This is a genomic window from Paenibacillus sp. FSL W7-1332, assembly GCF_037969785.1.
In the GTDB taxonomy this organism is placed as follows: Bacteria; Bacillota; Bacilli; order Paenibacillales; family Paenibacillaceae; genus Paenibacillus_AQ.
In genome coordinates, this window is record NZ_CP150209.1 from 1,300,449 (window position 1) to 1,314,086 (window position 13,638).

At 38.7% G+C, this 13,638-nt stretch carries 9 protein-coding genes; all 9 read left to right on the plus strand.

Translation table 11 applies throughout. The features are described from left to right. The first annotated feature begins 3 nt into the window (after positions 1-3). The 9 genes from mutT (at position 4) to MKX98_RS05600 (ending at position 13,637) form a co-directional block, all read left to right on the plus strand. Positions 4-405, plus strand: coding sequence for an 8-oxo-dGTP diphosphatase MutT (gene mutT, locus MKX98_RS05560; protein WP_339221912.1), 402 nt, complete (start codon positions 4-6; stop codon positions 403-405). Between the two features lie 148 nt (positions 406-553). Beyond that, on the plus strand, positions 554-919 hold the full coding sequence (locus MKX98_RS05565) for an HIRAN domain-containing protein (protein ID WP_339221914.1): 366 nt from the start codon (positions 554-556) through the stop codon (positions 917-919). An 82-nt stretch (positions 920-1,001) separates the two neighbouring features. Further along, positions 1,002-1,475: a hypothetical protein gene (locus MKX98_RS05570; RefSeq protein WP_339221916.1), complete on the plus strand. Its 474-nt coding sequence runs from the start codon at positions 1,002-1,004 to the stop codon at positions 1,473-1,475. 146 nt (positions 1,476-1,621) lie between these two features. Continuing rightward, positions 1,622-2,602 carry a hypothetical protein gene (locus MKX98_RS05575; protein ID WP_036661803.1) on the plus strand — a complete coding sequence of 327 codons (981 nt, stop codon included), beginning with the start codon at positions 1,622-1,624 and terminating at the stop codon, positions 2,600-2,602. Between the two features lie 411 nt (positions 2,603-3,013). Then, complete coding sequence (locus MKX98_RS05580) at positions 3,014-6,088, plus strand: metallophosphoesterase (protein ID WP_339221920.1); 3,075 nt, start codon at positions 3,014-3,016, stop codon at positions 6,086-6,088. 490 nt (positions 6,089-6,578) lie between these two features. Then, positions 6,579-8,291 carry a DUF262 domain-containing HNH endonuclease family protein gene (locus tag MKX98_RS05585; RefSeq protein ID WP_339221922.1) on the plus strand — a complete coding sequence of 571 codons (1,713 nt, stop codon included), beginning with the start codon at positions 6,579-6,581 and terminating at the stop codon, positions 8,289-8,291. Positions 8,292-8,537: 246 nt separating this feature from the next. Further along, positions 8,538-9,113 (plus strand): restriction endonuclease subunit S, encoded by a 576-nt coding sequence (locus MKX98_RS05590; RefSeq protein WP_339221924.1) that lies wholly within the window; start codon positions 8,538-8,540, stop codon positions 9,111-9,113. Further along, entirely contained in the window at positions 9,110-12,319 is a 3,210-nt protein-coding gene (locus tag MKX98_RS05595) for an HsdR family type I site-specific deoxyribonuclease (protein WP_339221925.1), read from the plus strand. The genes MKX98_RS05590 and MKX98_RS05595 overlap by 4 nt, the downstream gene beginning before the upstream one ends. 115 nt (positions 12,320-12,434) lie before the next feature. Further along, positions 12,435-13,637, plus strand: a complete 1,203-nt coding sequence (locus tag MKX98_RS05600) for a restriction endonuclease subunit S (protein ID WP_339221927.1) — start codon at positions 12,435-12,437, stop codon at positions 13,635-13,637. Position 13,638: the final 1 nt, after the last annotated feature.

A 13,638-nucleotide genomic window follows, 5' to 3' on the forward strand; every position in this document is an offset into this window, starting at 1 on the left:
TCGATGCTCGCGGTAGCAGCGGCCATCATTGAAAATGAAGCCGGCCAAATCTTAATAGCCAGACGTAAGATGGGAAAGGCGCAAGAAGGTTTATGGGAATTCCCCGGTGGCAAAATCGAGCATAATGAATCGATTGAAGATTGTATAAAAAGAGAACTGCAAGAAGAAATGAATATTCAAATTCAACCGTATGAGTCGTATGGTGAACATGACCATTATTATGGATCGACACATATTCGCTTGTATGCCCATAAGGCTATGTTTGTGAGTGGAGAAATAGTGTTAGTTGATCACGACCAGTATATGTGGGTATATCCAACAGAGTTTGGAGAGTATGAATTTGCTCCGGCTGATGTTAAATTCGTAAAGATGTTAATAGGACATTCAGCAGAGTCCATGGATTAATCCATGGGCTTTTTAATTTCAAGAACATGCATTCGCTGACAAACAGCTGTTCATTTAGAACTATAAAATATGATAATCAACGATACTAGGCTAAACTTCCGGAGTGCAAATACTAGGAGTTTCAGTGAGAAACGGAAAGAAGGTATACATGAAGCAAGCTTTTATTGCAATAACAGGTACCTCGCATTATTTCGGCACGAGTTTTTTGAAGCCGGGGATGGTCGTGCAGCTTGTCAAAGATCCTGGCAATCCGTATGACGAGGAGGCGATCCAGGCGGTTATTCCTCCTATTGGAAAGATCGGTTACGTTGCGAACAGCACACATACGGTGCCTAAAGGATGTCGGAGCGCTGGTCGGATTTATGATTCATTTGAACAACAAGTCTACGGAGTGATTCGGTTTATTGTGAAGGACTTGGTCATAGTAGAACTTATGGAAGGTATAGCAGCATTCGATGTTTTTCTCCAAACAGAACATCAATCATTCCCTTTAAGTGAGAGAAATTTGCCGTAATTTGTTTTTTATTGTGTTAGGAAGGGACAGTGGGAACTTTGACGAATTTAGGTATATAGAATTAAGAGGGAGGAGAATTGGCATGGACCTGGTAGATCGATTGTATCAGAAAATAATAGAAGATCCGCTATCCCCTAAGGTGCTGATTGTCCCATCCTATTCACAAGGGCATCAATTGCTTGAGCGAATTTGCGAACGCTTCGGCTCTATTTTTAATGTAGAAGTCCAGACTCTCCAGGGCATGGTGCACGCCAATACAGCATTAGAGCTAGCGGGCAGAAGGCTTCGTTTGCTTGATGAGGATCAGTTGTTCTGGGTGGTTCGACAGCTGATGCTGCATCAGGCCGAAGCAGCCCCGCATAGTTATATTACGCAAAAATCAATGGTAAACGCTGGGGTGGTCCGTAAAGTTCATCAGTCGCTCGTTGAATTGCGAATAGCTGGGGTTCGGTCCGGAGAAATACATGAACGAGAAGAGGCTTGTATTTCCAACAATTGCTTGACCATTATGCAAAAGTTAATTGCAGGGATTGGGCGGTATGTAGTGCTGAGCTAACCCTTATATCAAGTTCATTTGCACGGTCGTAGATTACGGGTGACGCTTCGGCATGAAACGCAACATCTTTACTAAGCGTTGAACTTTAACAAAATACTAGTAGTGAAGAAGGCTTGATTTTTAAAATCAGGTACTGGAGGGTTTATATGTACTTCATTCAAGGTGCTAGGGCTGAGAAGATTGAATCTGTGACGTTTATGGAACTAGGTATGGTGGAGAGTGATTTGGAGGAAATCTTGAGGAACAGTGTCTTTATGTTATGCGATGAAGAAGAATCTATGCTCATCGTAGGGAGACAAGTTAAAAATGAAAAGAACGGCAGAAGCGACTTAACTGCTATCGACAACAATGGCAACATAGTATTGATTGAGATCAAAAGGGATCGTAGAGATATAGGGAATCGAAAGGAAGCCTTTGAATTCCAGGCTATTCGTTACGCAGCCAGTTATGCAACTATTAAGTCCACAGATGAGCTAGTTAAAAAGGTTTATGCCCCATATATTGAAAAGTATCCAAATGAATTCGAAACAAGCGAATTAACTTCATATGAAATTGGTATCAGAAAGTTAAATGAGTTTTTAGAAAGAAACGGAGCAGTGAATGCTTTTAATAATAGGCAACGGATCATATTAGTAGCCTCAGAGTTCGATGATCAAACACTTTCCGCAGTTGCCTGGTTGAATAGCAACAACGTAGATATCAGTTGTTTTAGATTAGTTCCCTATAAAATTAATGGTGACGTTTATATTAACGCAGAGAAGCTACTTCCTGTTGCGGATTATGATGACTACTATATTAATTTTTTGGAAAAGTCATTAACCCCCGTCTACAAAAGCAAGAAGGATGTTACCAGAAGAAACCTACCTAAGATCGATGCTATGCTCAGCTGGGGAGTAGTAAGAGAGGGAGATATTATCGTTGCTAAAGGGAAAGGGGACGAGGCAATCCTTTTGTCGAGTGGAAATGTCAAAGTAAACGGAAAGGAAGTATCCATGCAAACCTGGTTAAAGGAGATTTATGGGTGGTCAAGCGTTCAAACTTATGTCTTTGCTGTACATAAAGAAAGTGGTAAAACGTTGTCACAGATAAGAGAGGAATATATGTTAGAGGCGGAAAATGAACATTAATAGAAGTAGGTTGGTTTATACTAAACTTATTAATTGTATGTCTAACATTGAAGAAGATTTTAGCCGTGTTAAGGCATAATCTGTTGCTGGCTGCAGCTCCCTGATGAATGGAAGCCGGAGAGGTCAAGGGCTCTTTTCAATTCGATCCTCTGTCGAAGTTCCGATTGGTGAAGTCGAGTAAACGCTAGCTGAAGGTCGTTATATTCTTGCAGTCAATCCAAGGAAACCTGATGATATCGGGAATGCTGTATAAACTGATAATTATTATCCATTCCGCATGCGCATAGATAATAAAGTACCTCGCTGGTCCAATCTTCCCTCATTGAGGGCTAGATAAATGATTTGCTATTCTACAAAGATTTACTTTCAATGTTTTTATTATCAATCCAAAATTATAGAGGTGGTCAGTGTATGATAGTAGGTTTGTTGCAACTAAGTGATATACATATAGAAGCTCAAAACAATAGTATTCTTAGTAAGCACGATAAAATTCCATGGGCTTTACAAGAGTATATATATCAGTTGGACCATCTTTTTATCATTATTACAGGTGACAGCGCATTTTCAGGAAGAGAGATAGAATATCTTCAAGTTATGCAAATGATAGATAACATAAAAAAAGATATACTTTCAATAAAAAGGATAGAGCTCTCTATTTTAATTATTCCCGGCAATCATGATTGTTTCTTACCAGAGCTACCTGTTCGAAGTATTCTTATAAAAAATATTCAATCAGGGATGAGTAGTATTACTAAGGATGAAATTAGTATTCTTACTGATCCACAAAAAGAATTTTTTGAATATCTTAAATGTTATGAGGAAACATCAGCTTTAATTTTTGATGAACTACTATTAAAAACATATTCCTTTGAATTAAACGGTAAAAAAATTGTATTTAACTGTTTTAATTCTTCATGGATATCAGAAAGGAAAGAGACACCAGGCACCTTGTACTTTCCGGTAGAGAGATATACAGAACATTTGTCTAAAGTTGAAGGAGATTTAATAATTTCTGCTATCCATCATCCGAACAATTGGTATATACCAGAGAATGGACGAGCACTTAGGAGTGTATTAGAGAAATATTCTGATCTTATTCTTACTGGCCATGAGCATGTTGCAACTGCAAAGAAAATTGAAAATTTTGATGGGGAGAGAGTGCAGTATATCGAAGGGGGGGTTCTGCAGGAAACTGGTGTAGAACATATAAGTAATTTTAATTTTATTTTGTTCGATTTAGAAGAAGAATTGCAAAAGATTACCCGATTTACTTGGAACGAGGATTACTACTCTAATAGTTACGCCTCTGGCTGGATGAATTATTACCATGCCAATTCAGCCCGTAGTACTCATTTCATATTGTCAGATAATTATCAAGCAAAATTAGATGACCCAGAAATTAATCTTAAGCATCCTCGGAAAGCCAAAGTAATACTAGGTGATATTTACATATACCCGGACGCTAAAATAGTTATATCTGATGAGAAAACAAGTAAATTTGAGCAAATTATAAATCTAGAAAAAATAACATTAGATTGCAAACTTAATGTGATTGTTTTTGGTTCAGAGAGGTCAGGTAAAACATCTTTATGCAAAATGATATATTCCCATTTTTATAACAAGGGATATGTTCCGGTCTATATAAATGCGGTCGATATTAAAGCTAGATCTCTTGAGGACTTTAATAAAACAGTATATAAAAATTTCTCAATACAATACTCAAAAGAAATGATTGAACGATATAAGCAATTAGACCATAAAAAGAAAATTCTTATCATTGATGATATGGAGAAATTCAAACAGCCAAGTGAAGTTATGTCAAGGCTTTTAAAGCAAATTAAAGAAGTATATCCGAATCTCATCATAACTGGCAGCGAAATGTTGAAATTTTCAAATATAATTGAAATTAGCGAAGAAAAGAATGAAGTTTTTGAGCAATTTGAAAAGTATGAAATTCTCCAGTTTGGTCATTATCAAAGGTCCAAATTGATTGATAAGTGGAATAATATCGGTAATAGTGCCCTCTCTGAAGTTGATTTGCTGGAAAAAAACGATAGGATTACTGCTGACATAAATACTGTAATAGGTAATAATTTTGTCCCGTCGTTTCCTTTCTTTTTATTGATTATTATACAAACAGCAGAAAGTGATATCCCACATTCATATAAGGACTCTGCATATGGTTATTATTATGAACTTCTTATAACACAATCTTTTATTAATATTGACATTCAACCTAAAGAACTTGACGCATATTATACCTATATTTCAGAATTAGCATATTACGTTTATAAAAACGAAGTCTACGAAATTTCAGACACTGAGTTATGGAGATTTAACAATTACCTATGCCAGAAATATGATCTAGATCATGAGTATGAAAGAACCGTAACAAGGCTTGTTGACTCATCTATACTTGAAAAGTTAGGTGATTATTATCGATTCAAACTCAATTATATTTATTATTATTTTGTAGCAAAATATCTCTCTTCTAGAATTACTAACCCTGATATAAGGGCAATAATTAAGGACATGTGTCTACATCTTCATATTGAAGAAAATGCCAATATTATCATGTTTTTGACTCATCTATCAAAAGATCCATATATCCTTGATAGTTTATATGAAAAGGCACTGGAAATATTTGATGAGTTCACGCCTACAAAATTAGAAGACGATATTGGTTCACTAAACACATTGGTTAGTGAAATCCCTAAACTTGTTTATCGTAACATTGAAGTGAAGAAGCATCGTGAAGAGAGGCTAATTGCAAAGGATGAGGCGGACCTAGGCAGACGTGAATCAGCAATTACTAGTCATTATCGCCGCAGAAAAAATAAAGATTCAGTAATGGATGTTGTAACTAAACTGAATGTAGCTTTTAAAACAATCGAATTGTTAGGACAGATTTTGAAAAATTATTATGGTTCAATCGAAGCGGAGCAAAAGTATATTCTTACTGAAGAAGTTTATATGATTGGGTTAAGAACACTTAATTCATTTTTATCACTAATTACCGATAATGTAGAAAATGTAGCGATTAATTTACAGAAAATAATTGAAAAACAAGAAACTAATGAAAGTCACCATGACTCGAAATTAGCTGGTAAATTACTTTTCAATATTTGCTGTGTCCTCTCATATCAGATATTCATCAAAATAGCAGAGTCAGTTGGTTCAAAAAATATGAGAAATACCTTCAGTCAGATTACAGAAAATAATAAATTCACATCAATTAGATTAATTGAAATTGCTATAAAACTTGATCAATTACGTTCTCTACCCTATCCAGATATAAAATTACTGAAGGAAGATGTAGAAAAAAACGTAATGGCTCTAAGTATTTTGAAATTGTTAGTAATTAATCATCTCTATATGTATGATACCAATCGAATAGATAAACAGAGAATATGCGATTTACTAGGTATACCAATAGATAAACAGATTACTATAGACTTGACTTCTAGTCGAAAAAAAGACAGATGAATAGTCTGTCTTTTGTATACTAAAATGCTTATTCCTTAGTGTAATAAAAGGAATAATTAGAAGCTTAGAAAGTGGTTTTGAATGGCGAAGTATCAAATATTTGTGGATGGAGGATTCTCGGCGCAATACATCTAAGGCTGATGTCATCGACGAAGAATATTGACCGAACGGAACAAGGAAGTTTGCTAAGGCCAAGAAGATCTGTGCTTATTGTTATTGCAGACAAAGACGAGAGAAAAACTTAGATGTCTTGAAGAGTCTAATTGGTTTTGGAGTAGGTTGCATATAGTCGAGTAGGGCCGTAGCTGCTTTAAATTTTACGGCCTTGTATCGGGGCCAGTACTGTAGAGAAGATGTTCAAGCAATTGAAAGAGAAGCAAAAAGAAAATAGAAATATTTGAAGAAGTTATGACAAACTTCGAATCGTGTGTGATTTGTAAGCACGAGATACATACAAGTAAGCAGATATGTTAAACGGGGGGATTTTGCAATGGATGCAGGAAAACGTACAATCAACGAAATTTTCAACGGAAGCCGAATACTTGAGATTCCGTTCTTTCAACGTGCCTATGTATGGGGGGAAACCCAGTGGGAACGTCTGCTCGAAGACGTTGAGAACGTAAGCCGGACACGAACACCGTACTTTATGGGGTCGGTGATATTGAAGCAACAACTTACAGACACATCAAGCACAGTTGGGGATGTTCGTACTGTAATCGACGGTCAGCAGAGGCTCACAACGTTGAGTATTCTGCTTAAAGTGCTGTGCCTTAAGAACAACAGCTTAAAGAAGTTCGACAAACGTTTTCGACTTGATGATGAAAGCAATGTCCTAAAACACAATCACAACGATATTGAGGCGTATAACACGATTATGGATTTGAATAGTATTCAGACAACTAACCGTAAAGACAACATCTCCCTTGCGTATCAATACTTTGCGGACAACCTAGACCCGAGCAAGATAGATTTCGATATAGTATGCCATGCTATTTTGTTTGTCGGCATTGATCTTGCTTCTGATGAAGATGAGCAGCAGATTTTTGATACTATCAACTCGCTCGGGGTTCGTCTGACTACAGCTGAACTATTGAAGAATTACTTCTTTGGCCGAAACGATATTGCGGAATACGAGAAGTACTGGCTTAATGTTTTTGAGAAAGACGATGAAACTAAGGAATATTGGGATAGAGAGGTTACAACCGGTAGGCTGAAGAGGACATTTACCGATCTGTTTTTCTTCTCATTTCTCCAAATAAAAATACAAGACCCCACGTTTAAAGTTAATACTGATGACAAATTGGCGTTCTCGAAAGTAGATAAACTGTTCGATTCCTATAAACGTTTCATTAAGGAATACTGCGGAGGTGACAAGCTTTCTGTTCTTGAGGAAATCCGTGAATATGCCGCTGTCTTCAAAAAAGCGATTAACGCAGATATTATTGATAATGAACTATCATCAGCAGAGGGAATCGAACGTCTCAATGCAATTATCTTCGCTTTGGACACCGCCACTCTAATTCCTTATGTTTTGTTCGTTGAACGTAACGTGCCTAATATAACAGTGCGGAACGATCTGTATAGTTACCTAGAATCATATATAATGCGACGACTAGTAACGAGGGAGACTACGAAAAATTATAACCAACTATTCTCTGATCGCTTAATACTGAATCGCGTATTCTCAAAAGATGAGTTTATTAGCTACCTTAGTAGTCAGGATGACAAAATTAACCGTATGCCTACCGACGATAATATCAAGACGGCCTTCAACGAGTCGTTGTTGACGAACAAGTATGCGGCAGGAGTTCTTTACTTAATAGAATCTAAAATCCGTGATCGCCGCCGCCACTCCACACAGTTGCTCGGCATCAGCAAATATAGCCTTGAGCATATAATGCCTAAGAAATGGCGTAATAACTGGTTTTTTACAGGGGATAAAGCGGCCGCAGACTTCCGTGACAGAAAATTACTCACGCTTGGGAATCTTACGATTATCACTCAAGCATTGAACGCCTCCATCCGTGATTCTGACTGGGCGACAAAGAAAAACGGTAAGGGTGATAAAGGCGGACTAAGAAAATATGCGGAAGGAATCGAGACATTCTCAACCTATCTTAACGAAGATGCTTGGGATGAAAATGCAATTCAGGATCGAGCAACTTACCTAGCGAATAAAGCACTTGAAACTTGGGGCATCTAGATTCAGCTTAGGCATGGGTAGGGAAAGGGAGATCAGTCCTAGCGAAGGTTGTATGTCGTTGTTAGTCAAAATAAAGTTGTTTGCTCTTTACTGGGCAGACAACTTTTTTGGTTAGAATTGAGCACAACCTCCCATACGTAAAATGTAATTTGTAGAAATTAAAAAAATAAATATTGCCATTTCAATATCAATCAGATAGAATGGAAACATCAAGAAAAAATTAATTTAAGAAAGGCACGAATTCATATGAATAAATTAAAGGATATGGTAGAGTTTGTAAGTGGTTCGCCACAATTTAGAATTATAGAAACATCTGATATATCGGCTCCACAGTATACCTATTATGGACAATCCGATCTTGAAGCAGATTTGGTTGATATGGATTCTAATGGTAGTGACGGCAAACAAGTGCGAACTTTTGATAAGGTCAATACACTATGTCATGGTGATGTTGTTTTCAGTCTGATATCGGGAAAGTCAGCTATCGTTGGTGTGAAGCATCGGGGGTATCTCTACACACAAAACTACGTCAAGTTAGTGGCTAGTAACAAGGTTGATTCAAAATATCTTGCCTTCTTGCTTAATGAAGATCCATTCATCAAGAAACAGTTTCAAAAGGAATTGCAAGGTTCTCAAGTTCTAAAATATACGCTGAAACAAGTGAAAGAACTTGAGTTACCCGATTTGCCACCAATAGATAGACAGCGGATAATCGGTGATCTTTATTTCTACCAACTGAGACTAGAAGCGTTAAAAAAAAGAGCGGCAAATTTGGAAATTCACATATTATTAGAAAAGCTTAGGGAGGCAATCCATAAATGACCGAGAATCAATTTGAAACGGAGTTAATTCAATACCTTACAAGTGGCACCATTACCAAACAAGAACATCTTGAAGGAATAGGCAGCTTTGTTGCCAAAGAATCAAATGTTGATTACATAGTGAAAACTAAACTGTGGAAATATGAACCACATATTAAAACGACAGAACAGCTCTGGGATAACTTCAAGGCCATCCTGGAACAACACAATCAGAACACCTTGGAACATCCTTTAAGTGTTGTGGAATTTAATCAAGTAAAGAAGATTATCTCGGATATTAAGACCCCTTATGAAGCAGGGCAGTTTCTGTACGGCCTTAACGGAGTGTCGCAAATCGAGATCGATTTGGACGATGGACGTCATGTGTTTCTTACTGTTTTTGATCAGAAGCAAATCGGCGCTGGAGATACTGTGTATCAAGTGGTCAATCAAATTGAACGGCCAGCCGTAATCACAGGGAAACTAAATCGCCGCTTTGACACGACGCTTCTGATTAACGGTCTGCCCATCATTCAAATTGAGGAAAAGACGGACACGCGTGATGTCAATGAAGCTCTCAATCAAATGAAGCAATATGCGGATGAACATCAATATCGTGATATTTTCTCAACCTTGCAGATTTTGGTGGCGATCACGCCAAACAATGTAAAGTACATGGCAAATACGACGCCAGATAAATTTAATAAAGACTTCGCTTTTAACTGGCAGCGCAAGAGTGACAATACCATCGTACGCAGCTGGAAAGAATTTGCGGATTCCATGCTTTCGATTCCAATGGCGCATCAAATGGCTACCAACTATATGATTTTGGACGGAACAAAAAATAAAAACACGTTGAAAGTAATGCGTCCCTATCAAGTGTACGCGACACAAAATGTGATCGAGAGATTGAAACGTGCTGATTTTGAATACGGCATAAATAAAATCGGCTACATATGGCATACCACCGGATCAGGTAAGACGATTACAAGCTTCAAGACGGCCTGGCTTGCAAGCCGTCTGCCGAAAGTAGATAAGGTTGTTTTTGTGGTGGATCGAATAGCCTTGACCAAACAAACGAATGAAAATTATAGAGCCTATGACCCGGATGCGACAGAAGACACATTTGGCAGTGTTCAAGACACCAATAACACAACCGATTTGAGTCGTAAGCTGAAAAGTAAAGACAACAGCATCATTGTGACGTCCGTTCAAAAGCTGGATACGTTAGTGAAACGTAAATCTTTTCAAGCTCCGGACAAGAATATCGTGTTTATCGTGGATGAAGCACATCGTTCCACAGGCGGCGACTCCTTCAAAAATATCCAGAAAGCCTTTAAGAGATCGGCCTGGGTGGGTTATACCGGAACGCCAATGTTTGATGAGACAACGACGGGGCTTCGAACGGAAGATATTTTTGGCCCGTTATTACATGCATATACCATTCGTGAGGCGATTGCGGACCGGAATGTGTTAGGCTTCAAGGTTGATTTTGAGACAACGATTGACGAACAACAGATGAAGGAAGTATATCTTCCTGCATTTTACCGTGAACGATATCCAAAATGGTCGGAGGAGCAAATTCAACAAAAAATCAACCATCTCTCCCAGGAAGATATGGATGATGCGGTTGAGCCCAGCTTCTATGATGAAAACCCGGATCATGTCAAACTGGTCGTGGAGGATATTTACAAACATTGGCGCAACCGTTCTAATGAAGGCAAGTACAATGCTTTGTTTACGACGCATGTGGGCGGCGGGAAGGCAAGCACGCCAATGGCGATGATGTATTTTAAGGAGTTTCAGCGTGTTAATGAAGAAAATAAGAAGAACGGCGGACAGACTCTAAAAGTTGCCGTGACGTTCAGTCAAAATACATCGAATAATGAAAGCATGCTTGCTACAAATCAAGGTTTGTATGAGGCCATCCAAGCTTATAATGCTGAATTCGGTACAGCTTTCGGGATGGATGACGTTTCGGGCTACACCCAGGACGTGACTTCGCGCTTGAATAAATCTGCTTCCGATGGTAAGTTCCTCGATTTGGTGATCGTGGTGGATCAATTATTAACAGGATTTGATGCGCCTGAGCTGAACACGCTTTATGTGGATCGAACCCTAAAAGGTGCTGGGTTAATCCAGGCTTATTCACGAACGAACCGGATTGCGGATATGCAAGATAAACCTTGGGGACGTATCGTCAATTACCGCTGGCCGGCGCACAACGAGAAGTTGATGAATAAAGCGCTCGCAGTTTATGCCAATAAAAATTCAGCTATTTTGTCTGATGATGAACAACGCGATTCTAATGAAAAAGACGGGATCATTGCCAAACCGTTTGAAGATGTGTTTAACGAAGTGAAACAAGTTGTTGAAAAATTAAGCAGCATGACGATGGAGTTTCAACAGTTACCGCCTTCTGAGAAACAGAAGGAGGATATGCTTGATTTGCTCCGTGAATACAACAGGGGCATGGCCAAATTAAAGCAATATGATCCTGAAGAAGTGGATGGCGAAAAAGTTGGATTTAACTATGACGATCCAGATGAGTTACTAGAAAAGTTAGGGATGACTTCCGAGCAAGAAGTCATGCTGACCACGGTCTTAACCAATGAACTAAAGTCCCATATTGCTAAAGAGAAGAGGATTCCTCTTTACCAAATCGAACTGCGGATGACTCACGTGAAGGATGTTAAAGTGGACTATGATTATCTTACTGAACTCGTTGAACAATTACTGAACCAGGTTCACGAAGGTAAGAAGGAAGAAGCCAAAGAGACGCAGGAGAAAATCAACCAATTTGCGAATGGATTGGATGACCGCAACTATGCGACCAAGATCATGAATGCAGCGGATGCCATTATCAAAGGTCATTTTCCCCCTGCAGGCTCTGACTTCACGTACCCTGCAAGGCTAAATGACAGTGAACAGATCATCCAACAAGCGAACAATGTTAGCTTGGATCGCATGTTCCTTGACTTCCGGGTGAAGTGGGGGATCACGGAGATTATCACAAGTGCCGGGATGCGTGAGTTGTTCAGCCGCCATCGCTACGGTATGCAAGATTTAGATGATACCGGTCAGATCCGTGACATCATCGCTCAAGCAAGCTCTAACTACATGACACTTGCGCTTGACGAAGGAGTGCAATCCTTGCCTAAAATGAAATATCGAAACGGTTTGCGCGATGCGATTTACAAACTGGCGGATGAATTGGCGGAGAGGTAATCGGGTCGTAGAGAGACGTGGTAATCCCCTTTTTAGGGATTCCAACCATAGAAATAGCGTGTAGTACAATTATTCCTTAAGGGTATGAAATTAGGAAAGTACAAGGAGAGCAGAAATGAACGAAATCAAAGAAAATGTTCCTAAATTAAGGTTTCCTGGATTCACGGATGCTTGGGAACAGCGTAAGTTAGGGGAAATATACACAGAGAGGAAAGAACGTGGAAACGATTCCTTACCGATCCTTTCCGTTTCCATCCATCATGGTGTCTCAAACGAAGAATTAGATAGTGATGCTTTAGGAAAAAATGTGCGCAGAAGCGAAGATAAGTCTCTATATAGACATGTATATCTCGGTGATCTTGTATTTAATATGATGCGTGCATGGCAAGGGGCAATCGGGGTTGTAAAGTCAGAAGGGATGGTTAGTCCTGCATATATTACTGCTATTCCTAGTGCACAACTTTATCCTTTATTTATGGATTACTGTTTACGACGAGATGAGGCGATTAATCAGATTGACAATCTCTCTTACGGAGTTACTGACTTCAGAAAAAGACTATATTGGGATTCGTTTATTAACGTTTTGTGTCGCATACCTTCCGTGCCTGAGCAGGAGATGATTACGGCCTTCTTCACCCACCTCGACCAACTTATCACCCTTCATCAGCGTAAGTTAAATAACGTGAAAAATGTGAAGGCTGGGTTGCTTCAAAAAATGTTTCCGAAAGATGGCGAAAATTTTCCTGAAGTTCGATTCCCTGGATTCACTGACGCTTGGGAACAGCGAAGGCTTGGGGAACTTGCTGAATTTAACCCAAAATCAATATTGCCCGACGAGTTTGAATACGTTGATTTGGGATCTGTTGTAGGTACTGAATTAATTACTCATCGTACTGAATCAAAAGAATCAGCGCCATCTCGAGCTCAACGGCTAGCACAACGTGGTGATGTCTTTTATCAAACAGTTCGCCCTTATCAAAAGAACAATTATTTATATGATTTGCCTTATGATAACTATGTTTTTTCAACTGGTTACGCACAAATGAGACCAAGTATTGATAGTTATTTCTTACTTAGCTGTGTGCAAGAGGAGTTTTTCGTTAAAACTGTTCTTGATAGAAGTACGGGTACAAGTTATCCTGCAATCAACTCGAATGACTTAGCAGAAATTGAGATTAAAGTACCAATTGATAGTAATGAACAAGTAAAAATAGGCTCATTTTTCCGGGATCTGGACAACCTCATCACCCTTCATCAGCGTAAGCTGGAACACTTGCAAGAACAGAAGAAAGCACTTCTACAACAAATGTTTGTTTGAT